Below are 21,157 nucleotides of genomic sequence, written 5' to 3'. Positions count from 1 at the left end.
TTCGCTCCTGACCCGTCTCCCCGTGTTGGCGAAGTGGAGTGGACGTATGATCCAGATCAAGACCCCGCACGAGGTCGAGCTCATGCGGGCTGCAGGGCTCGTCGTGGCTGGTGCCATCGCCGCCGTGCGCACGGCTGTGCTACCCGGGGTGACCACCGGTGAGCTGGATGCGATCGCCGAGGACCACATCCGCAGCGCGGGGGCGGTTCCGTCTTTCCTGGGTTACCACGGCTTCACCGGCAGCATCTGTGCCTCGGTCAACGACGAGGTGGTGCACGGCATCCCCGACCTGACGCGCACGCTGGCCGCCGGCGACAACCTCTCCATCGACTGCGGCGCGATCCTGGCCGGTTGGCACGGCGACTCCGCGGTGACCGTCACGGTGGGGGAGCCCTCCGCCGCGGACGCCGAGCTGATCGCGGTGACCGAACGGTCGATGTGGGCCGGGCTGGCCCGGGCCGTCGCCGGTGGGCGGCTGACCGACATCAGCCACGCGGTCGAAGAGTCCATCACCGCCCACCAGCACCGCTACGGGATCGTGGACCACTACGGCGGGCACGGCATCGGGACCGAGATGCATCAGGACCCGCACGTGCTGAACTACGGCCGGGCCGGCCGCGGCCCGAAGTTGGTCCCAGGGCTCGCGCTGGCGATCGAGCCGATGGTGACCGTGGGCGACCCGGCCACCGTCGAGCTCGAGGACGGCTGGACCGTGGTGACCAAGGACGGCTCCCGGGCCGCGCACTTCGAGCACACAGTGGCGATCACGCCTGAGGGGCCCTGGGTCCTCACCGCCGAGGACGGCGGGGTCGCGGGCCTCGCGCCGTTCGGGGTCACGCCCCGCCACTAGGGAGATCTTGGCCACGTCCGGAGGCTCAGCCCGAGCTTGCGAGGGTTGAGGAGGACGGGGGTCCTTCTGCTGCGACGGGGCCTGCTGCGACGGGGCCGCTTCAGCACGTCGCCGGGCCCGGGACGGGGCCATGGTCGCGGTCACCCCGGGCCGGGTTGGAGGGTGCGGCCGGCGGGGGGTAGAGTGGCCGTTGGCGTTCGCGTCGTCCGTCGTCGTGTTGTGGCCGCACTCCGCCGGACGCCCTCTGCGAGACCGCCCGCTCCACCCGAACGCAGCACGTGAATTCCCCCAGCACCACATCCAGCACCGCCGTCCTGCCTGTCCGGCATGGGCACATGCAGTCCGATCGAACGAGGAGGCCGTGTAGGCGTGGCGAAGAAGGACGGGGCCATCGAGGTCGAGGGTCGCGTCGTCGAGCCGCTGCCCAACGCGATGTTCCGGGTCGAACTGCAGAACGGGCACCGGGTGCTCGCCCACATCAGCGGCAAGATGCGGCAGCACTACATCCGCATCCTGCCCGAGGACCGCGTTGTCGTGGAGCTCTCGCCCTACGACCTCACGCGCGGTCGCATCGTCTACCGCTACAAGTAACCCGCTGTCGGTCCGGGTCCCTCAGGGGTCCGGGGGCTGGCGCACGATCCACAGAAATGAGGGCGGCACCGGTGAAGGTCCAGCCGTCGGTGAAGAAGATTTGCGACAAGTGCAAGGTGATCCGCCGGCACGGCCGGGTCATGGTCATCTGCGAGAACGCCCGGCACAAGCAGCGCCAGGGCTGAGGGAGTACCGGACAATGGCACGACTTGCTGGAGTGGACCTCCCCCGCGAGAAGCGGATGGAGATCGCCCTCACCTATATCTACGGCATCGGCCGGACCTCGGCGAAGGCCACCTTGGAGGCGACCGGGGTCAGCCCCGATCTGCGCGCCAAGGACCTGACCGACGAGGATCTGCTCAAGCTCCGCGACTACATCGACGAGCACTTCCGCGTCGAGGGCGACCTGCGCCGCGAAGTGGCCGGCGACATCCGCCGCAAGGTGGAGATCGGCTGCTACCAGGGGATTCGTCACCGCCGTGGACTGCCCGTGCACGGGCAGCGCACGAAGACGAACGCGCGCTCGAGCAAGGGCCCGCGCAAGACCATCGCGGGCAAGAAGAAGGCCCGCTGACCTGAGTTCGTCGGCGCGCCGCCGTTGGTCCGTAGGGCCGGACCGGCGGCGCGTCAGCAGCGTCCTCGCTGCAGCACCACCCCGAGGACACCCAGGCCACGAACACAGACACAGACCGGAGAGACATGCCTCCCAGGGCTCGCGCGGGTGCCGCCAAGAAGGTGCGCCGCAAGGAGAAGAAGAACATCGCGCACGGTGCGGCGCACATCAAGAGCACCTTCAACAACACGATCGTGTCGATCACCGACCCCACGGGCAATGTGATCAGCTGGGCCTCGGCCGGGCACGTCGGGTTCAAGGGCTCTCGCAAGTCGACGCCGTTCGCTGCGCAGATGGCTGCGGAGAGCGCTGCGCGCAAGGCCCAGGAGCACGGCATGCGCAAGGTCGACGTCTTCGTCAAGGGCCCGGGATCCGGCCGCGAGACGGCCATCCGCTCCCTACAGGCGACCGGCCTCGAGGTCGGGCAGATCCAGGACGTGACGCCGCAGCCGCACAACGGCTGCCGCCCCAAGAAGCGCCGCCGGGTCTGACCGGGCACTGACGAGAAGAACGAGGAGTACCTGACGTGGCCCGTTATACCGGAGCCGACTGCCGTCTGTGCAGGCGCGAGAAGATGAAGCTGTTCCTCAAGGGCAGCAAGTGCGAGTCCCCGAAGTGCCCGATCGAGATCCGGCCTTACCCGCCGGGCGAGCACGGCCGTGGCCGCAGCAAGGACAGCGAGTACCTGCTGCAGCTCCGCGAAAAGCAGAAGGCCCGCCGCATCTACGGCGTGCTGGAGAAGCAGTTCCGCGGTTACTACGAAGAGGCGAACAAGAAGTCGGGCAAGACGGGTGAGGTCCTGCTGCAGATCCTCGAGTCGCGTCTGGACAACGTGGTCTACCGGGCCGGCTTCGCCGAGTCCCGCGACATGGCCCGCCAGCTGGTGCGCCACGGCCACATCAAGGTCAACGGCCGCAAGGTCGACATCCCGTCCTACCGGGTGAGCGCCAACGACATCCTCGAGGTGGCTGCGAAGTCCGTCGAGATGGTGCCGTTCCAGCTGGCCCAGGCGAAAGCGGGCTCGCGCCCGGTGCCGCCGTGGCTGGAGGTCATCAGCAGCCAGCTCAAGGTCCTGGTGCACAACATTCCCGTGCGCCAGGCCATCGACACCCCCGTGCAGGAACAGTTGATCGTCGAGCTCTACTCGAAGTGATCGGCCCCCTGCACCACCGCTAGACCGCGCGACCAGTTCGGCCAGCACGACGGCGGGACGGGTGGACCGATGTCCGTCCCGCCGGCACCACCCCCTCACGGCGTCATATGGCGGTCGCCGGAGGATCTGGAGGAGAACCATGCTCATCGCACAGCGTCCGACCCTCACCGAGGAGACGATCGACGGCCAGCGCTCGAGGTTCGTCATCGAGCCGCTCGAGCCGGGCTTCGGCTACACCCTCGGCAACTCCCTCCGTCGCACCCTGCTGTCCTCGATCCCCGGCGCTGCTGTCACCAGCATCCGCATCGAGGGCACCTTGCACGAGTTCACCACCGTGCCGGGCGTCAAGGAGGACGTCACCGAGCTGATCCTGAACCTCAAGGGCCTCGTGGTCAGCTCCGACTCCGACGAGCCGGTGACCATGTACCTGCGCAAGCAGGGCCCCGGCGAGGTGACCGCCGCCGATATCGCGCCCCCCGCCGGTGTCGAGGTGCACAATCCCGAGCTGCACATCGCGACCCTGAACGCCAAGGGCCGCCTCGAGATCGAGCTGGTCGTCGAGCGGGGCCGCGGTTACGTGCCGGCCACGCAGAACAAGCAGCCCGGGCAGGAGATCGGCCGCATTCCCGTGGACTCGATCTATTCGCCGGTGCTCAAGGTGACATACGCCGTCGAGGCGACCCGTGTCGAGCAGCGCACCGACTTCGACCGCCTCGTGGTCGACGTCGAGACCAAGCCGTCGATGGAGCCGCGCGACGCGATCGCCAGCGCCGGTTCCACGCTGGTGGAGCTGTTCGGCCTGCTGCGCGAGCTGAACGTCGACGCCGAGGGAATCGAGGTCGGGCCGAGCCCGGCCGAGGCCGCCGACATCGCGAACTACTCGATGCCGATCGAGGACATGGACCTCACCGTCCGGTCCTACAACTGCCTCAAGCGCGAGGGTGTGCACACCGTCGGTGAGCTCGTCACCCGCTCCGAGGCCGACCTGCTCGACATCCGCAACTTCGGTGCCAAGTCGATCGACGAGGTCAAGCTGAAGCTCGCGGCGATGGGCCTCGCGCTCAAGGACAGCCCCCCCGGGTTCGTTCCCAGCTCGGTGGAGAGCTACGACGAGGGTTACGAGACCGACGCGTACCAGGGCACAACCGAGTACACCGAAGGCCAGGAGTACAGCGGGGGCGACTTCCAGGAGACCGAGCAGCTCTGACAGGCTGTTCGTGACCTGGCCTGCGCCGGTGGTGGTCACCCACCGCCGGTGCGGGGCTCGTCCGCACCATTTCGCCACCGCAGGTGGCCAGCACGCCCAAGAACGTGGAAGACGCAGCCGGCGGCGCCCGCCCGGCCGCCTGAGGAAGGACCGACATGCCCACCCCCACCAAGGGCCCCCGTCTCGGCGGGTCCCCCGCGCATGAGCGGCTGATGCTGGCCAACATGGCCACCTCGCTGTTCGAGCACGGGCGGATCACCACGACCCAGGCCAAGGCCAAGCGGCTGCGTCCGCTCGCCGAGAAGCTGGTCACCATGGCCAAGCGTGGTGACCTGCACGCCCGCCGGCAGGTCATGACGACGATCCGTGACAAGAGCGTCGTCCACCACCTGTTCGCCGAGATCGGCCCGCGCTTCGGCAACCGCCCCGGTGGCTACACGCGCATCGTCAAGGTGGGTCCCCGCAAGGGCGACAACGCTCCGATGGCCATCATCGAACTGGTCGAGGGCCTTACCGTGGCCCAGGAGGCCGTCGGCGAGGCCGAGCGCGCACGTGGCACCCGGTTCGCCCGCGGCGCAGGCGCCTCTGCCGCCGCAGGTGAGATCACCGCGGACGCCTCCGAGACTGCCGGGACTGACGGCCTCACCGACACCGACGTCACCACCGGTCCGGGCGGCGACACCAGCCCGGCCGTCACCGGCGACGCCGAGGGGCTCGAGGAGGCGGAGGAGATCGTCACCGACGTCTTCAACCCCGACGGGGAGCGTCAGGACGACGGTGCCGTCACCCCGGAGCCGATCCGGGAGAACGTCGCCGTCGTCGACGACCCGGACCTGTCCCCGGACGTCGCTGCTGCGGCCGCTGCCGAGGTGGAGGCCGCCGAGGTCACCGACGCCGCCACCGCCGGACGTCAGGCCCCCGGCGGCGAGTCGGCACCCGACCCGAAGTAAGTGCTCCGCTGAAGGACCCGCACGTCGACGAGCCCGCCACCGATGCCGGTGACGGGTTCGTCCGCGTTCGGTTGGAAGTCTCCTACGACGGGACTGCGCTGCACGGCTGGGCCCGCCAGCCGGGCCTCCGGACGGTTCAGGGGGAGCTCGAGCTGGCTCTGGCCACGGTGCTCCGGCACGACGTGGACCTGACGGTGGCCGGGCGCACCGACGCGGGCGTGCACGCGACCGGCCAGGTGGCCCACACCGACCTGCCTGCTGCCCTGGTCGCCCAGCACCAGGACCGGCTGCTGCGCCGCCTACGAGGCGTCCTGGCCGCCGACGTGGCCGTCACCGGTACCCGCGTCGTCCCCACGGACTTCGATGCCCGCTTCGGCGCCCTCGCCCGGCACTACGTCTACCGGCTCACCGACGCGGACTCCGGTCCGCCGCCACTGCGGCGGACCGACACGGTGGGGTGGCCGCGGCGCCTGAACGGCGGGGCGATGCAGCTGGCCGCGGGCCTGTTGCTCGGTGAGCACGACTTCGCCGCCTTCTGCCGGCGCCGGGAGGGCGCCACCACGATCCGGACGTTGCTGGCGCTCGACGTCGCCCGTAGCGGCCCGCTGGTGACCGTGGCCGCGTCGGCCGACGCCTTCTGCCACTCCATGGTCCGCAGCCTCGTGGGAGCGCTGCTGGCAGTCGGAGAGGGGCGGCGTCCCCCGGAGTGGCCGGCCGGCCTGCTCGCCCGGACGACCCGCGCGGACGACGTTCCGGTCGCCCCGGCCGGCGGGCTCACCCTGGTCCGGGTCGACTACCCCGCGGACGACGAGCTGGCCGGCCGGGCGACGGTGACCCGCGCCCGGCGCGACGCCCGCTGAACAGGCTCACACGATGGCGGCGACGGCCTCCGCCACGTCGGTGTCGCCGGCGACCAGCTCCACTACGGCACCGCTGTGCGGGTCGTCCAGCAGGGCCACGATCACGGCGGCCACGTCGTCCCGGGGGACCTGCCCGCGCGCGACGTGCCGGTCCAGGCGCACCCGCCCGGTGCCGGGGGCGTCGGTGAGCCCGCCCGGGCGCAGGACCGTGACGTCCAGCCCGGTCCGCGGCAGCACGTCCTGCTCGGCGGCCAGCTTGGCCCGCAGGTAGGCGACGAAGACCTCGTCCGTGCCGTCCGGCGTCGCGCCGCCGGCGACGGCGTCCACGCCCATGGACGACACCAGCACGTACCGACGGACGCCGGCCGTCTCGGCCGCGTCGGCCAGCAGTACGGCGGCCGCCCGGTCGACGGTGTCCTTACGGGCGATGCCGCTGTTCGACCCGCCGCCGGCGGCGAAGACCACGCCGTCGGCCCCCGCCAGCACGGCGGCCACCTCCTCGACGGAGGCCTGCTCCAGGTCGAGCACCACCGGCTCGATGCCGTCGGACTCGAGGTCGGCCCGGTGGTCGGGGTTGCGGACCAGGCCGGCGACGCCGTCGCCGCGGCTGCTCAGCAGCCGGCCGAGGCGGCGGGCGACCCGCCCGTGGGCTCCTGCGATGACGATGCGCATGGTCTCCGACCTACCCGCGGGCGCGCCCGGCAGTCAGCCCGGGCGGTGGGCCCGCGCACGGGCGAGGTCGGCCGGGGTGTCGCAGTCGGTCCACGGGGCCGGGCCTCCGGCCGGGGCCTCCGGCCGCCAGCGCCGCACGGCCAGCGGCGACAGCGCGGCCCGCATGGAGGTCGGTCCGCCGATGCCGCCCACGGCGGCGCGCAGGGCGGGGGTGCGCCACACGCCGAGCAGCAGCTGGTCACGGCCGGTCGCGTCGACCACGAGGACCCCGTCGCCGGTGAGCCGTTCGCGCAGCCCGCTGACCACCTCGGTGGTCAGGAAGGGCAGGTCCCCGGCCAGCACGGCCACGACGTTCTGGGTCACCCCGGCCAGCCCTGCCCGCAGCGCGGGCACCGGTCCTCCGCCGGGCGGCTCTTCCCGGACCAGGACGACGCCGCGGGGCACGGGCTGGTGCGGCCCCACCACGATGCGGACCTCCGCGTCGGCGACGGCGGTCAGCACGGCGGCCAGCATCGTGTGACCGCCCACCTGCAGCTGCGGTTTCGCCCGGCCGCCCAACCGGACCGCGCGGCCACCGGCCAGCACGACGGCGGCGAAGGGGGGGAGCGCGTCCATGGGGCGAACGGTAGGGCGCTATCGCGCAGTACCGTCACCTCCGTGGGACGAGTCACCAGCCGAACGCCCGTACTGCGCATCCGCGGGGCCGCGCACAGCACCCGCCCGGACACCGTGGCGGCCGAGGAGCCGTTGGAGATCCGGCTGGCGGGCACCCCGCTGGCGGTGACCATGCGGACCCCCGGCGACGACTTCGACCTCGTGCACGGCTTCCTGGCCACCGAGGGCGTCATCCGGTCCTCCGCCGACATCACCGGGCTGCGGTACTGCAACTCCGTGGACGACGCCGGCCGGAACACCTACAACGTCGTCGACGTCGACCTCGCCCCTGGCGTGGAGGCCCCGGACACCGCACTGGACCGGAACTTCTACACCTCCAGCTCCTGCGGCGTCTGCGGCAAGGCAAGCATCGACGCCATCCGTACCAAGACGGCCTTCGACGTCGCCGCCGACGACACCCGGCTGACCCTGGAGACCCTGCTCGCGCTCCCGGACCGGCTGCGGGCGGCCCAGCAGGTCTTCGACCGCACCGGGGGACTGCACGCGGCCGGCCTGTTCACCACCGGCGGCGAGCTGGTGGCCCTGCGGGAGGACGTCGGCCGGCACAACGCGGTCGACAAGGTCGTCGGCGACGCGATCCGCGAGGGCCGGGTCCCGCTGGCCGGTCACGTGCTCATGGTCAGCGGCCGCTCGTCGTTCGAGCTGACACAGAAGGCGGCGATGGCCGGGGTGCCCGTGCTGGCGGCGGTGTCCGCGCCCAGCTCGCTGGCCGTGGAGCTGGCCGAGGAGGTCGGGATCACCCTCATCGGCTTCCTTCGCGGCGACGGCTGCAACGTCTACACGCGCCCGGAGAGATTGGTGCTACCGGACTAGCGGTGGACTAGCGGAGTTCCGGGGACGAGGAACTGCTCAGCCGAGGCTGAAAGGGCTCACCGACAGTCGGGGACGGCTCCTGGCCGCGGTGCGGTGCCGAGCACCGATGTTCAATGATCTCCGCCGCGGAGTTGACTCACCACGTGCGGGAGCAGCGGGCCGAGCACGGCAAGACCGTCGCGCGCGCCACCGCTGGAGCCGGGCAGGTTCACGATCAGGGTCCGCCCGGCCGTGCCCGCCAGGCCACGGGAGAGCACCGAGGTCGGCACGTGCTCTGCGCCGTACCGGCGGACCGCCTCGGCGATACCGGGCGCCTCGCGCTCCAGCACCGCCCGGGTCGCCTCGGGAGTGACATCGGTCGGGGTCAGGCCGGTACCGCCGGTGGTGAGCACGAGGTCGGCGCCGCCGGCCACCGCCGCGCGCAGCGCCCGGATCAGCGCCTCGATGTCGTCGGGCAGCACGTGCGGGCCTTCCACGGCGAACCCCAGCTCGCGCAGCCCGTCGGCGAGCAGTTGGCCGCTGGTGTCCTCGTAGACCCCGGCCGAGGCCCGGTTGGAGGCGGTGACGACGATGGCGCGCGCACCCTCGGGCAGCTCCGTCATCGGACCCAGTCCCCGTTCTTGCCGCCGCTCTTGGTCAGCAGCCGCACGTCGGTGATGGTGGCCCGCGGGTCGACCGCCTTGACCATGTCGATCACGGTGAGCCCGGCGACGGCTACCGAGGTCAGGGCCTCCATCTCCACCCCGGTGCGGTCGGCGGTGCGGGCGGTGGCGGTGAGCTCGACCGCGTCGTCGGTCACCTCGACGTCCACCGTCACGCCGTGCAGCGCGATGGGGTGGCACAGCGGGATGAGGTCCGGCGTCCGCTTGGCCCCGGCGATGCCGGCGATCCGGGCGACGGCCACCGCGTCGCCCTTGGGCACGCCGCGACCGCGGAGCAGAGCGACCACCTCCGGGCTGACCAGCACCCGGCCGGCCGCCGTCGCCACCCGGGCGGTGACCGGCTTGTCGGTGACGTCGACCATCCGGGCCGCGCCGGTCTCGTCGACGTGGGTCAGCTTCGGCTCGCTCATTGGAGGGCTCCTTCGATCAGGACGACGGCGACCTCGGCCCCGGCGGGCAGTTCGGTGACCTCCTCGGGGACGACGACCAGGCAGTTGGCGCGCGCCAGGTGGGCGACCAGGTGTGAACCGGGGCCTCCGACCTGGGTGACCACACCGCCGTCGAAGCGGCCGCGGAGGAACTGCCGGCGCCCGGCGGGGGAGCGCAGCGGCTCGCTCAGCCGGGCGGAGGTGCGCAGCCGGTCGGGCGCCGCGTGGCCGAGCGCCCGGCGCAGCGCCGGGCGCACGAACACCTCGAAGGACACGAAGGAGCTCACCGGGTTGCCGGGCAGCGTCACCACCGGGACGCCGTCCACCGTGCCGGCGCCCTGCGGGCCGCCGGGCTGCATGGCGACCTTGACGAACTCGACGGTGCCCAGTGCGCCGAAGGCGTCCTTGACGACCTCGTAGGCCCCGGCGCTCACGCCGCCGCTGGTGACCAGCAGGTCTGGTTTCTCCCCCGCCCGCCCAGCCAACTCGGCGCGCACCGTGGCCAGGAACTGGTCGACGTCGTCGGGGACGAAATGCAGCGTGCGCGGCTCCCCGCCGGCGTCGGCGACTGCGGCGGCCAGCAGCACCGAATTCGACTCGTAGATCTGTCCGGGTGCCAGGGGCCGGCCGGGCTCGACCAGCTCGCTGCCGGTCGAGAGCACCAGCACCCGCGGACGGCGACGCACCGGCAGCATGGCGTGGCCGACGGCCGCGGCCAGCCCCAGCTGGGCCGGGCCCAGGGCGGTGCCGGCGGGCAGCGCGAGGGCGCCGGCGGCGATGTCCTCCCCGGCGTGCCGCAGGTGGGTGCCGGCCGCCGGTGCGCCGGTGATGGTGACGACGTCGGTGGCGCCGTCGGTGCGCTCGACCGGGACGATCACGTCGGCGCCCGCCGGTACCGGGGCGCCGGTCATGATCCGGTGCACCGTTCCCGGCTCCAGCACCGGGACGTCGGTGCGGCCGGCGGGGATGTCGGCGGCCACCGGCAGGCGGACCGGCGCCTGCTCGCTCGCCGTCCCGACCTCGGCGGCGCGGGCGGCGTAACCGTCCATCGCGGAGTTGTCGAAGCCCGGCAGGGCGACCAGCGCCGGGACGTCGGCGGCCAGCACTCGACCGGCCGCGACGGCGACCGGCACTTCTTCGACCGACAGGGGCCGCAGCAGAGCGGCGACCACCGCCTGGTGTTCCTCGACGGTGCGCACGCGGCCATCCTCGCCGATCCGGTGCCCGGCGTGGTCCGGCGGGTGCGGTCGGGGCCCGTGCGGGTACCGCGGAGAACGCGGTGCAACACGGCGGCGCTAGCGTGCGACCGGTAACCACGGCGACAGGAGGACCGACGGTGACCGAGATCGACCGGATGTTGGCGGCGAATCGGGAGTGGATGGCGCACTTCCCGGGCGACCTGCCGGTGGCCCCGGTGCGCGGCGTCGCCGTGGTGGCCTGCATGGATTCCCGGCTGCCGCTGTTCGGGATGCTGGGCCTGGGGATGGGTGACGCCCACGTCATCCGCAACGCCGGCGGCGTCGTCACTGACGACACCCTGCGCTCCCTGGCGATCTCCCAGCACCTGCTGGGCACCCGGGCCATCGTGCTCGTCCACCACACCGACTGCGGCCTGCAGAAGGCCTCCGACGAGGAGTTCGCCGATCTGGTCGAGAGCCGGACCGGGCACCGCCCGCCGTGGGCGGCACGCGCCTTCATCGACGTGGACGCCGACGTCCGGGAGTCCATGAGGGCCATCGCCGCGGCGCCCTACCTGCTGTCGGACGAGGTGCGCGGCACCGTCTACGACGTCGCCAGCGGCCTGCTGCGCGAGGTCGTCTGACTGCACGACACCCGCCGGCCCCGGGGTGGCCACCGGGCCGGCGGGGCGCGGGCACGGTGGCTGGTATCGTGACCTGCTGGCGCGCGCCGCCGGCTGGTGCCCGCGCGTCTTCTCGGCCCCCTGGGTCCGTCTCCCGTGTTCGGTGGGGCGATCCGACCAGCCACCCGCCCGACGACGACGACAAGGACAGTGCCTCGTGCGCACGTACACCCCCAAGCCCGGTGACATCACCCGGGCCTGGCACGTCATCGACGCCACCGACGTGGTGCTCGGCCGACTGGCCAGCCAGACCGCCATCCTGCTGCGTGGCAAGCACAAGCCGCAGTTCGCCCCGCACGTCGACGCCGGCGACTTCGTGGTCATCGTGAACGCGGGCAAGGTGGCCCTCACCGGCTCCAAGCGCGACACCAAGGTCGCCTACCGGCACTCGGGCTACCCGGGTGGTCTGCGGACGATCAACGTCGGCGAGGAACTGAAGACCCGCCCCGACCGCGTCATCGAGCGCGCCATCAAGGGGATGCTGCCGCACAACTCGCTGGGCCGGCAGATGATCTCCAAGCTCAAGGTCTACGCCGGGCCCGAGCACCCGCACTCCGCCCAGCAACCCCAGACCTTCGAGATCAAGCAGGTGTCCCAGTGACCAGCGCCCAGACCGTGACCGACGCCGACGGGCGTCCCATCCAGACGGTCGGCCGCCGCAAGGAGGCCATCGTCCGCGTCCGGCTGCTGCCGGGCACCGGCCAGTTCAAGCTCAACGGCCGAACCATCGAGGAGTATTTCCCCAACAAGGTCCACCAGCAGCTCATCCGTGAGCCGTTCGTGATCCTGGAGAAGGGCGAGCAGTACGACGTCGTGGGCCTGCTCCACGGCGGTGGCGTCTCCGGGCAGGCCGGTGCGCTGCGACTGGGGATCGCCCGGGCGCTCATCGAGATCGAGCCCGACGACCGTCCGGCCCTCAAGAAGGCCGGCTTCCTCACCCGGGACCCCCGCGCCACCGAGCGGAAGAAGTACGGCCTGAAGAAGGCCCGCAAGGCTCCCCAGTACTCCAAGCGCTGACGCGTCCGGCACGGGTCAGTCGTTCATGGGGCGCCTCTTCGGCACCGACGGCGTCCGGGGACGGGCCAATGCCGACCTGACGCCGGAACTGGCGCTCTCGGTGGCCCGCGCCGCCGCCGGCGTGCTCGCCGACCGCGACGGGACCTCACGTCCCGTCGCGGTCGTCGGGCGTGATCCCCGCGCCAGCGGGGAGATGCTCGAGGCCGCGGTCGTGGCCGGCCTGGCCAGCGCGGGCGCGGAGGTGCTGCGGGTCGGTGTGGTGCCCACCCCGGCGGTCGCGTTCCTCACCGGCCAGACCGGCGCCGACCTCGGCGTGATGATCTCGGCCAGCCACAACCCGATGCCCGACAACGGCATCAAGCTGTTCAGCCGCGGCGGGCACAAGCTGCCCGACGCGGTCGAGGCCGCCATCGAGCGGCAGGTCACCGGTCGGGACGGCTCCGGCGACCACCGCCCCACCGGTGGTGGCGTGGGCCGGGTGCGCGACCTGTCCAGCGCGGTCGAGGACTACACCGACCACGTGCTGTCAGCTCTCCGCGAACCCCTCGCGGGGCTGCGGGTGGTCGTCGACTGTGCCCACGGCTCGGCCTCCCGCTGCGCGCCCGAGGTCTACCGGAGGGCCGGCGCCCAGGTGCACGTCATCGGTGGCGAGCCCGATGGCTGGAACATCAACGACGGCATCGGTTCCACCCACCTGGGTCCGCTGATCGCCGAGGTCGCGCGCCAGGGCGCGGACATCGGCATCGCCCACGACGGGGACGCCGACCGCTGCCTGGCGGTCGACGCCACCGGGGACGTCGTGGACGGCGACGCCATCCTGGCCATCTGCGCCCTCGCGCTGCACGAGAGCGGCAACCTGACCAACGACACGGTCGTCGCCACCGTCATGAGCAACCTGGGCTTCCACCACACGATGCGGGCCGCCGGTATCACGGTGCACACCACCGCCGTCGGCGACCGCTACGTGCTGGAGGCGCTGCGCTCGCGCGGGCTGTCCCTGGGCGGCGAGCAGAGCGGCCACCTCGTCTTCCTGGGCTGGGCGACCACCGGCGACGGCCTGCTCACCGGGCTGGCGCTGCTGTCCCGGATGAGCGCCACGGGCGCTTCTCTCGCCGAGCTCGCCTCCGTCGTCCGCCGGCTGCCGCAGACCCTGGTCAACGTGCCGGTCACCGACCGACTGGCGGTCGTGGAGAGCGACGACGTGGCCCGGGCGGTCAACGACGTCGAGGCGGAGCTGGGCGACTCCGGCCGGGTGTTGCTGCGGCCCTCAGGCACCGAGCAGCTGGTCCGCGTGATGGTCGAGGCGCCCACCCAGGAGCAGGCGGACGCCGTCGCCGCGCGGCTGGCCGAGGTCGTCGCCGCCGCGGGTTGAGGCGTGCGACACCTTGCCGAGGTGACGGTTCCCGTCTCCGGCACCGGTACCCTCGCAGGAATGTGCGGCATCGTGGGGTACGTCGGCCCGCAGAACTCACTGGACGTGATCCTGGAGGGGCTGCGACGGCTGGAGTACCGGGGCTATGACTCGGCAGGTGTCGCCGTGCTCGCCGGGGGCCGGCTGACGACGGTGAAGAAGGCCGGCAAGCTCGCCAACCTGGAGAAGGTGCTGGCCGAGGAGTCCCTCCCGGCCGCCACCATCGGCATCGGGCACACCCGCTGGGCGACCCACGGTGGTCCCACGGACCGCAACGCCCATCCGCACGTCTCCGCCGACGGCACGGTGTCGGTCGTCCACAACGGCATCATCGAGAACTTCGCCGTCCTGCGCGCCGAGTGCGAGGCGGCCGGCGTGGAGTTCACCTCCGAGACCGACACCGAGGTCGTGGCCCACCTGTTGGCCGCCGCCTACCGGAAGACGCCAGCCGGCGACGACCGGCTGGCCGAGGCGATGCGCACGGTCAGCCGCGGGCTCGAAGGCGCGTTCACGCTGGTGGCCTCGCACGCTGACGAGCCCGACCGGCTGGTCGCTTCCCGCCGCAACAGCCCGCTGGTGGTGGGGGTCGGGGACGGCGAGTACTTCCTCGGCTCCGACGTCGCCGCGTTCATCGCGCACACCAGCGACGCCCTGGAGCTGGGGCAGGACCAGGTCGTGGTCATCGACCGCGAGCGGGGGGTCAGCGTCACCGACTTCGCCGGCGCGCCGGTCGAGCCGACCGCGTACACCGTCGACTGGGACGCCGCCGCCGCCGAGAAGGGCGGCTACGACTGGTTCATGCTCAAGGAGATCGCCGAGCAGCCCGAGGCGGTGGCCAACACACTGCTGGGCCGGCTCGGCGCCGCCGGCGAGCTGGTGCTGGACGAGGTCCGGCTGTCCGACCAGGAGCTCCGGGACGTGGACAAGATCTTCGTCGTCTCCTGTGGAAGCTCTTTCCATGCCGGGCTGATCGCCAAGTACGCGATCGAACACTGGACGCGCATCCCGGTCGAGGTGGAACTGGCCAGTGAGTTCCGGTACCGCGACCCGGTGCTGGACCGGTCCACGCTGGTCATCGTGGTCAGCCAGTCCGGCGAGACGATGGACACGCTGATGGCGCTGCGGCACGCCAAGGAGCAGAAGGCGCGTGTGCTCGCCATCTGCAACGCCAACGGGTCGACGATCCCGCGGGAGTCCGACGCCGTCCTGTACACGCGTGCCGGGCCGGAGGTCGCGGTCGCCTCGACCAAGGGCTTCCTCACCCAGGTGGTGGCCTGCTACCTCGTCGGGTTGTTCCTCGCCCAGGTCCGCGGCGTCAAGTACACCGACGAGGTGGCGGCCATCGTCGAGGACCTCCGGGCGCTGCCCGACGCGGTGGCCACGGTCCTGGCGGGCATGGAACCGGTGCGCGAGCTCGCGCGCTCGCTGGCCGACGCGAACACGATCCTCTTCCTCGGTCGGCACGTCGGATATCCGGTGGCGCTGGAAGGCGCACTCAAGCTCAAGGAGCTGGCCTACATCCACGCCGAGGGCTTCGCCGCCGGAGAGCTCAAGCACGGCCCGATCGCAGTCATCGACCAGGGCACCCCGGTGATCGTGGTGGTCCCCTCACCGTCCAGCCGGGAGTCGGTGCACGGCAAGGTGGTCAGCAATATCCAGGAGGTACGAGCTCGCGGCGCGCGCACCATCGTGATCGCCGAGGAGGGTGACGAGGACGTCGTGCCCTACGCCGACCACCTGATCCGGGTGCCGCGCACGCCGACGCTGCTGGCCCCGGTCGTCACCACCGTGCCCCTGCAGGTGCTGGCGTGCGAGATCGCCGCGACGCGCGGGCTGGACGTCGACCAGCCGCGGAACCTGGCCAAGAGCGTTACCGTCGAGTGAGGGCTCCCTCCAGGATCAGGTGACCTGATCCTGGAGGGAGCTACCCCGGTGGCCGGCCCTGGGGCGGGTCCGCTCCGGCGAGGTAGGGCGGCGGCGGGCAGGATGGCGGCGTGATCATCGGGGTCGGCATCGACGTCTGCCCGGTGGAGCGCTTCGCCGCCTCCCTGACCCGCACCCCGGGGCTGCGCGACCGGCTGTTCACCGCCGACGAGCAGCAGACCCCGTCCGGCGCGTCGCGCACCGGGGAGTCGTTGGCCGCCCGGTTCGCCGCCAAGGAGGCGCTCGCCAAGGCTCTCGGCGCGCCGGGTGACCTGCACTGGCACGACGCCGAGGTGACCGTCGGCGAGCACGGGCGGCCGCTGTTGACCGTCCGCGGCACGGTCGCCCGGCGCGCCGCCGCCCTCGGCGTGACCCACTTGCACGTGTCGCTCAGCCACGACGGGGGCATCGCCTCCGCCGTGGTCATCGCCGAGGGGACGCCCGCATGATCGCGCTGTACACCGCCGAGCAGGTGCGCGCGGCCGAGACCGCCGCCCGGGCGACCCTTCGGGACGGCACCCTGATGCAGCGCGCCGCCACCGGGCTGGGCGCCGTCTGCCTGGGCCTGCTCGGCCGCGCACACGGCGTCCGCGTGGTGCTGCTGGTCGGGGCCGGCGACAACGGCGGGGACACCCTGTACGTCGGGGCGGTGTTGGCCGGCCGCGGCGCATCGGTCCGGGCGGTGCTGCTGGATCCCGAACGTGCGCACGCCGGTGGGCTGGCGGCGCTGCGGCGGGCCGGCGGCCGGGTCGCCGGTGCCGACGACGCCGGCCTGGACCGCGCCGATCTGGTGCTCGACGGGATCGTCGGCATCGGTGGCCGGGGTGGATTGCGCCCCGCGGCGGCGGAACTGGCGGCGGCGGCCGCGGCCGGCCCCGGGCTGCTCGTCGCCGTCGACCTGCCCAGCGGGGTGGACGCCGACACCGGAGCCGTCGACGGGACGGCGTTCCCGGCCCAGCACACGGTCACCTTCGGCGCGGTCAAGCGTGGCCTCGTGGTGGGGGCGGGCCGTGGCTGCGCCGGGCTGGTGCACCTGGTCGACATCGGCCTGGGCCCGTACCTGCCCGCCCCGGACGTCTCCCAGCTCACCGACGCCGACGCGGCCGCCCGGGTGGAACCGCCGTCGGCGACCAGCGACAAGTACACCGGCGGCGTGGTCGGGGTGGTCGCCGGCTCAGCGGCCTACCCGGGCGCCGGTGTGCTCTGCACCGGCTCCGCGTTGCGCACCCGGCCCGGCCTGGTCCGCTACGCCGGCACCGCCGCCGAGGGCGTGCGCGCAGCCTGGCCCGAAGCGATCGTCACCGCCGGCCGCCCTCGCGACGCCGGCCGGGTGCAGGCCTGGGTGGTCGGCCCGGGCATGGGCACCGACGAGGAAGCCCGCAGCGTGCTCGCCGAGGTGCTGGCCGGCGACGTCCCGGTGGTGGTGGACGCCGACGCGCTGACCCTGGTCTCCCAGCACCCCGAGCTCGTGCGCGACCGCGACCGGCCGACCCTGCTCACCCCGCACGACCGGGAGTTCGCCCGGCTCTTCGGCGACGTCGGCCCCGACCGCGTCGCCGCGGCCCGCCGCGGGGCCGCAGAGCTCGGCTGCACCGTGCTGCTCAAGGGCGACGCCACGGTGGTCGCTGACGCCGACGGCACCGCCTTCGTCAACGCCACCGGCACGCCGTGGCTGGCTACCGCGGGCACCGGCGACGTGCTCTCCGGCATCGCCGGGGCGCTGCTCGCCACCCAGGCGGCCACCGGGCTGCCCACCGTGGAGGCGGCCGCCGTCGCCGCCCATGTGCACGGCCGGGCCGGGCAGCTGGCCGCCGCTTGCGGCCCGCTGATCGCCGGAGACGTGGTCCGGCACCTGCCGGAGGCCCTCGGCCGGCTGTTCCGCGGTGGCGGCCCGGCCGCGGCGGTCGCGCCTGGGACAGTGGGCTGGTGACCCAGGTGGAACAGGCCCCGCTGCAGGCGCTGGAGAACCGGGCCGAGGTGGTCGTCGACCTCGACGCCATCGCGGCCAACACCGCAGTGCTGCGCGAGCGCGTCGCCCGGCCGCTGATGGCCGTGGTCAAGGCCGACGGCTACGGCCACGGGCTGCTCCCCGCGGCCCGGGCGGTGCTCGCCGGCGGCGCCGACGCGCTGGGCGTCGCGGTGCTGGAGGAGGCGCTCGCGCTGCGCGCGGCCGGGATCACCGCACCCGTGCTGGCCTGGCTCAACGGCCCCGGGGAGGACGTCGCCGCCGCACTGGCCGCCGACGTCGAGGTGTCGGTCAACGCGGAGTGGGGCCTGGCCGAGGTGGTCGCCGTGGCCCGGCGGACCCGGCTGACCGCCCGGGTGCACCTCACCGCCGACACCGGCCTGAGCCGGGAGGGCGCCACCTCCGCCGACTGGCCGGGGCTGGTGTCCGCGGCGGCGCGCGCGGAGACCGACGGGGACGTCGCCGTTGTGGGGCTGTGGAGCCACCTGGCCTACGCCGACGCCCCCCAGCACCCCACCATCGGCCAGCAGGTGCGGGTCTTCGAGGAGGCCGTCTCCCTCGCGCGGGCAGCCGGACTGACCGACGCCCGCCGGCACCTGGCGAACTCCGCGGCCACCCTCGCGCTGCCGGAGACCTGGTACGACATGGTGCGCCCCGGCGTCGCGCTGTACGGGCTGGACCCGCTGGGTGGCGACCCGGCCGATCACGGGCTGCTTCCGGCGATGACGGTGCAGGCGCGGGTCGCCCTCACCAAGCGGGTGCCGGCCGGGGCCGGGGTCTCCTACGGCCACACCTACCACCCCGCGCAGGAGACGACGCTGGCGCTGGTGCCGATCGGCTACGCCGACGGGGTGCCGCGGGCGGCGGGCAACCGGGCGCCGGTGCTGGCCGCCGGCCGGCAGCGGGCGATCGCCGGGCGGGTCTGCATGGACCAGTTCGTGCTCGACGTCGGCGACGATCCGATCGCCCCCGGCGACCGGGTGGTGCTGTGGGGCTCCGGGGCGGCCGGCGAACCGACTGCCCAGCAGTGGGCCGACGCGGCCGACACCATCCACTACGAGCTCGTCACCCGCGTGGGCGGCCGCTTCCGCCGGCGCTACGTCGGCACCGCCGGGGTGGCGTGATGCTGCACCCGCACATCAGCCGGACGGCGGGGCTGATCGGGGCCGCGGTCGGCCTGGCCGCCGCCGGCACCGCGGTCGGCGTCGCCGTCACCCGGACGGCGGCCGCCCGGGTACGCGCCAACCAGCTCGCCGGTCAGGCCGGGGACTCCGACCACCGTGCCGTGACCGACGTGCCGGTCGGAGAGCTGCGCGAGGCCGACCCGCTCGGTGCCGCCGGCCGGCCGGCCGACCGCACGGCGCTGGTGCAGGCCGACGACGGCGTCCTGCTGTCGGTGGAGGAGATCGGCCCCCTCGACGCCCCGCTGACCGTCGTGTTCGTGCACGGCTACGCGCTGTCGATGGCCTCCTGGACCTTTCAGCGCCGCGACCTGGCCGCCGAGCTGGCCACCGCCAACGGCCACCGGCCCGACGCCCGGCTGGTCTTCTACGACCAGCGCGGACACGGCTCCTCCGGCCGCGGGGACGCCGACCACGCGACCATCGACCACCTCGCCGCCGACCTCGAGTCGGTGCTCACCACCCGGGTGCCCCGGGGGCCGGTGGTGCTGGTCGGGCACTCGATGGGCGGCATGACGGTGCTCGCCCTGGCCCAGCGCCGTCCGCAGCTGTTCGGCACCCGGGTCGCCGGCGTCGCGCTGATGTCGACCTCCAGCGGCGGCCTGGCCGACCTCGACTTCGGGCTGCCGCACCTGCTGACCCGGCTGCGCACCGCGGTGCTGCCGGTGGCGGCCTGGACGATGCGAAGGCGTCCGGCCTTCGCCGAGCGCACCAGGCGGCTGGCCAGGGACGTCGTGTCGGCGGCCACCTGGTCGCTGTCCTTCTCCTCCACCGACGTCGACCCGGCGCTGGGCCGTTACGTCGACGCGATGATCGCCGGCACCGCGGTCGACGTGATCGCCGAGTTCTACTCAGCCATCGCCGGTCTGGACGCCAGTGGGGCGATCGAGCCGCTGCGCCGGGTGCCCACGCTCGTGCTCACCGGCGACGCGGACAAGATGATCCCGCAGGCGCACAGCGAGCGGATCGTCGAGCAGCTGGCGGACGCCCAGCTGCTCGTCGTCCCGGGTGCCGGGCACCTGGTGCTGCTCGAGCGCCCCGACGAGGTCACCGCCGCGCTGTCGGCGCTGCTCCGGCGGGTAGCCGCCGAGCAGGGCGCCCGCCGGTGACCCCGCGGCCCCCGGCGCCCGGGGTGGGTGCCGCGGCCGACGAGGTCGCCCGGGTGGCTGCCGCGGCGCCGGACTGGGCCGCGCTCGCGGTCGTCGCGTCCTCGTGCGTCGCCTGCCCCGAGCTGGCCGCCGTCCGCCAGCACGTCGTCGTCGGCGACGTCCCGGTCGGCCGGCCGCGGTTGGTGCTCGTGGGGGAGGCGCCGGGGGCGCAGGAGGACGAGACCGGCCGCCCCTTCGTGGGCCGCTCCGGCGCGTTGCTCGACGTGCTGCTGGCCGAGGCCGGGCTGGACCGGGCGCAGGCCGCGGTGCTCAACGTGGTCAAGTGCCGGCCGCCGGGCAACCGGACGCCGAAGGCACCAGAGGTCGCCCGCTGCAGCGGCTGGCTGCGCCGCCAGCTGGAGCTGCTGGACGCCCCGGTCGTCGTCGCCCTCGGGCTGTCGTCGGCGAAGTGGTTCCTCGGCCCCCGCACCGTGCTGGCGCAGGTGCGCGGCCGGCCCCACGACGTCGGCGGGCGCGCGGTGTGGGCGACCTACCACCCCTCGGCGGCGATCCGGTTCGGCCCGAACGGCGCCCCGCGGGCCGGGCTCCTCGCCGACCTGACCGCGGTGGCGGCGACGCTGTGAGGCGTGAGCACGAGCTGCCCACCGCCGAGGACACCAAAGCACTGGGCCGAACGCTGGCCGGGCTGCTGCGGGCCGGGGACCTCGTCGTCCTGGCCGGCCCGCTGGGCGCCGGCAAGACCGCGCTGACCCAGGGCATCGGCGCCGGGCTGGGCGTGCCGGGGCTGGTCACCTCACCGACCTTCGTGCTCGCCCGGGTGCACCTCGGCGGCCGGCTGGCGCTGGTGCACGTGGACGCCTACCGGCTGGGCAGCATGGCCGACGTCGACGACCTGGACCTCGACGCGACCGCCGGGGAGGCGGTCACCGTCGTGGAGTGGGGACACGGCCTGGTCGAGCAGTTGACCGACGAGCACCTGGTCGTCGAGCTCGACCGCCGGGACGACGACGTCCGCACCGCCCGGCTGGTGCCGGTCGGCGCGGGCTGGGAGCAGCGGCTCGACGACAGCTGAGGTGGAGGTCAGTCCGTGCCCCTCCCTCGTGCCGTCGGGCAGACTCCGCGGGCATGAGCGAGGGCGAACCGGCGGGAGGCGCGGATCCGGCCGGCAGCCCTGATCTGCGACATGGACGGCACGCTCATCGACTCCGTGACCGT

General features: G+C 73.4%; 25 protein-coding genes and 1 pseudogene. 21 read left to right on the top strand and 5 right to left on the bottom strand.

The genetic code is table 11. From position 1 onward, the window contains the following. Nucleotides 1-46 precede the first annotated feature (46 nt). From map to truA, 9 genes and pseudogenes are all read left to right on the top strand, one after another. Nucleotides 47-850, top strand: a complete 804-nt coding sequence (gene map, locus BLW04_RS01500; RefSeq protein WP_091536404.1) for a type I methionyl aminopeptidase — start codon at nt 47-49, stop codon at nt 848-850. 369 nt (nt 851-1,219) lie between these two features. Then, the gene (infA, locus tag BLW04_RS01495) at nt 1,220-1,441 is read left to right on the top strand and encodes a translation initiation factor IF-1 (protein WP_012950459.1); all 222 of its coding nucleotides are present in this window, start codon (nt 1,220-1,222) and stop codon (nt 1,439-1,441) included. Nucleotides 1,442-1,512: 71 nt separating this feature from the next. Continuing rightward, entirely contained in the window at nt 1,513-1,626 is a 114-nt protein-coding gene (gene rpmJ, locus BLW04_RS01490) for a 50S ribosomal protein L36 (protein WP_014742835.1), read from the top strand. Between the two features lie 14 nt (nt 1,627-1,640). Next, nucleotides 1,641-2,015 (top strand): 30S ribosomal protein S13, encoded by a 375-nt coding sequence (gene rpsM, locus BLW04_RS01485; RefSeq protein WP_091536402.1) that lies wholly within the window; start codon nt 1,641-1,643, stop codon nt 2,013-2,015. A gap of 125 nt (nt 2,016-2,140) precedes the next feature. Further along, complete coding sequence (rpsK, locus tag BLW04_RS01480) at nt 2,141-2,545, top strand: 30S ribosomal protein S11 (RefSeq protein ID WP_091536400.1); 405 nt, start codon at nt 2,141-2,143, stop codon at nt 2,543-2,545. Nucleotides 2,546-2,580: 35 nt separating this feature from the next. After that, nucleotides 2,581-3,207 carry a 30S ribosomal protein S4 gene (gene rpsD / locus BLW04_RS01475; RefSeq protein ID WP_091536397.1) on the top strand — a complete coding sequence of 209 codons (627 nt, stop codon included), beginning with the start codon at nt 2,581-2,583 and terminating at the stop codon, nt 3,205-3,207. Nucleotides 3,208-3,346: 139 nt separating this feature from the next. Then, nucleotides 3,347-4,414, top strand: a complete 1,068-nt coding sequence (locus tag BLW04_RS01470) for a DNA-directed RNA polymerase subunit alpha (protein WP_091536394.1) — start codon at nt 3,347-3,349, stop codon at nt 4,412-4,414. 155 nt (nt 4,415-4,569) lie between these two features. After that, nucleotides 4,570-4,917: pseudogene (gene rplQ, locus BLW04_RS27975) on the top strand (50S ribosomal protein L17); the annotation flags it as partial. Nucleotides 4,918-5,435: 518 nt separating this feature from the next. Next, nucleotides 5,436-6,224: a tRNA pseudouridine(38-40) synthase TruA gene (gene truA, locus BLW04_RS01460; protein WP_254780937.1), complete on the top strand. Its 789-nt coding sequence runs from the start codon at nt 5,436-5,438 to the stop codon at nt 6,222-6,224. 6 nt (nt 6,225-6,230) lie between these two features. On the opposite strand, the gene BLW04_RS01455 is transcribed toward truA, so the two are convergent. Together BLW04_RS01455 and BLW04_RS01450 are read right to left on the bottom strand one after the other, a co-directional pair. Then, nucleotides 6,231-6,896, bottom strand: a complete 666-nt coding sequence (locus tag BLW04_RS01455; RefSeq protein ID WP_091536385.1) for an SDR family oxidoreductase — start codon at nt 6,894-6,896, stop codon at nt 6,231-6,233. Between the two features lie 33 nt (nt 6,897-6,929). After that, the gene (locus tag BLW04_RS01450; RefSeq protein WP_091536382.1) at nt 6,930-7,511 is read right to left on the bottom strand and encodes a molybdenum cofactor guanylyltransferase; all 582 of its coding nucleotides are present in this window, start codon (nt 7,509-7,511) and stop codon (nt 6,930-6,932) included. A 42-nt stretch (nt 7,512-7,553) separates the two neighbouring features. Between BLW04_RS01450 and fdhD the strand changes: the two genes are divergently transcribed. Beyond that, nucleotides 7,554-8,384, top strand: coding sequence for a formate dehydrogenase accessory sulfurtransferase FdhD (fdhD, locus tag BLW04_RS01445; protein WP_091536379.1), 831 nt, complete (start codon nt 7,554-7,556; stop codon nt 8,382-8,384). Between the two features lie 110 nt (nt 8,385-8,494). Here the strand turns inward: fdhD and BLW04_RS01440 are convergent, their stop codons facing one another. The 3 genes from BLW04_RS01440 to glp are packed head-to-tail and all read right to left on the bottom strand — an operon-like array spanning nt 8,495 to nt 10,673. Further along, entirely contained in the window at nt 8,495-8,986 is a 492-nt protein-coding gene (locus BLW04_RS01440) for a MogA/MoaB family molybdenum cofactor biosynthesis protein (RefSeq protein WP_091536377.1), read from the bottom strand. Then, the gene (gene moaC / locus BLW04_RS01435; protein WP_091536375.1) at nt 8,983-9,456 is read right to left on the bottom strand and encodes a cyclic pyranopterin monophosphate synthase MoaC; all 474 of its coding nucleotides are present in this window, start codon (nt 9,454-9,456) and stop codon (nt 8,983-8,985) included. Before moaC ends, BLW04_RS01440 begins: the two co-directional genes overlap by 4 nt. Continuing rightward, nucleotides 9,453-10,673, bottom strand: a complete 1,221-nt coding sequence (glp, locus tag BLW04_RS01430) for a molybdopterin molybdotransferase MoeA (RefSeq protein ID WP_091536372.1) — start codon at nt 10,671-10,673, stop codon at nt 9,453-9,455. Before glp ends, moaC begins: the two co-directional genes overlap by 4 nt. 137 nt (nt 10,674-10,810) lie before the next feature. On the opposite strand from glp, the gene BLW04_RS01425 reads away from it, so the two are divergent. From BLW04_RS01425 to tsaE, 11 genes are all read left to right on the top strand, one after another. Then, nucleotides 10,811-11,296 (top strand): beta-class carbonic anhydrase, encoded by a 486-nt coding sequence (locus BLW04_RS01425; RefSeq protein WP_305777648.1) that lies wholly within the window; start codon nt 10,811-10,813, stop codon nt 11,294-11,296. 196 nt (nt 11,297-11,492) lie between these two features. Further along, a complete protein-coding gene (rplM, locus tag BLW04_RS01420; RefSeq protein ID WP_091536369.1) occupies nt 11,493-11,936 on the top strand; it encodes a 50S ribosomal protein L13 in 444 nt (147 codons plus the stop codon). Further along, nucleotides 11,933-12,352, top strand: a complete 420-nt coding sequence (gene rpsI / locus BLW04_RS01415) for a 30S ribosomal protein S9 (RefSeq protein ID WP_091536366.1) — start codon at nt 11,933-11,935, stop codon at nt 12,350-12,352. Before rplM ends, rpsI begins: the two co-directional genes overlap by 4 nt. Nucleotides 12,353-12,377: 25 nt before the next feature. Beyond that, on the top strand, nt 12,378-13,724 hold the full coding sequence (glmM, locus tag BLW04_RS01410) for a phosphoglucosamine mutase (RefSeq protein WP_091536364.1): 1,347 nt from the start codon (nt 12,378-12,380) through the stop codon (nt 13,722-13,724). 60 nt (nt 13,725-13,784) lie between these two features. Further along, the gene (glmS, locus tag BLW04_RS01405; protein ID WP_091536361.1) at nt 13,785-15,647 is read left to right on the top strand and encodes a glutamine--fructose-6-phosphate transaminase (isomerizing); all 1,863 of its coding nucleotides are present in this window, start codon (nt 13,785-13,787) and stop codon (nt 15,645-15,647) included. Between the two features lie 110 nt (nt 15,648-15,757). After that, on the top strand, nt 15,758-16,135 hold the full coding sequence (locus BLW04_RS01400) for a holo-ACP synthase (protein ID WP_091536358.1): 378 nt from the start codon (nt 15,758-15,760) through the stop codon (nt 16,133-16,135). Beyond that, nucleotides 16,132-17,616 (top strand): NAD(P)H-hydrate dehydratase, encoded by a 1,485-nt coding sequence (locus tag BLW04_RS01395; protein ID WP_091536355.1) that lies wholly within the window; start codon nt 16,132-16,134, stop codon nt 17,614-17,616. The genes BLW04_RS01400 and BLW04_RS01395 overlap by 4 nt, the downstream gene beginning before the upstream one ends. Next, nucleotides 17,613-18,776 (top strand): alanine racemase, encoded by a 1,164-nt coding sequence (alr, locus tag BLW04_RS01390; RefSeq protein WP_091536353.1) that lies wholly within the window; start codon nt 17,613-17,615, stop codon nt 18,774-18,776. Before BLW04_RS01395 ends, alr begins: the two co-directional genes overlap by 4 nt. Beyond that, nucleotides 18,776-19,942, top strand: a complete 1,167-nt coding sequence (locus BLW04_RS01385; protein ID WP_091536350.1) for an alpha/beta fold hydrolase — start codon at nt 18,776-18,778, stop codon at nt 19,940-19,942. The genes alr and BLW04_RS01385 overlap by 1 nt, the downstream gene beginning before the upstream one ends. Continuing rightward, a complete protein-coding gene (locus BLW04_RS01380; RefSeq protein WP_091536348.1) occupies nt 19,939-20,565 on the top strand; it encodes a uracil-DNA glycosylase in 627 nt (208 codons plus the stop codon). Before BLW04_RS01385 ends, BLW04_RS01380 begins: the two co-directional genes overlap by 4 nt. Further along, nucleotides 20,562-21,014 (top strand): tRNA (adenosine(37)-N6)-threonylcarbamoyltransferase complex ATPase subunit type 1 TsaE, encoded by a 453-nt coding sequence (tsaE, locus tag BLW04_RS01375; protein ID WP_091536345.1) that lies wholly within the window; start codon nt 20,562-20,564, stop codon nt 21,012-21,014. Before BLW04_RS01380 ends, tsaE begins: the two co-directional genes overlap by 4 nt. Nucleotides 21,015-21,157: the final 143 nt, after the last annotated feature.

Source organism: Modestobacter sp. DSM 44400 (assembly GCF_900107175.1).
Classification (GTDB): Bacteria; Actinomycetota; Actinomycetes; order Mycobacteriales; family Geodermatophilaceae; genus Modestobacter.
The sequence above is the reverse complement of the archived record's forward strand: the minus strand, read 5'-3'. Positions and strand labels throughout refer to the sequence as shown.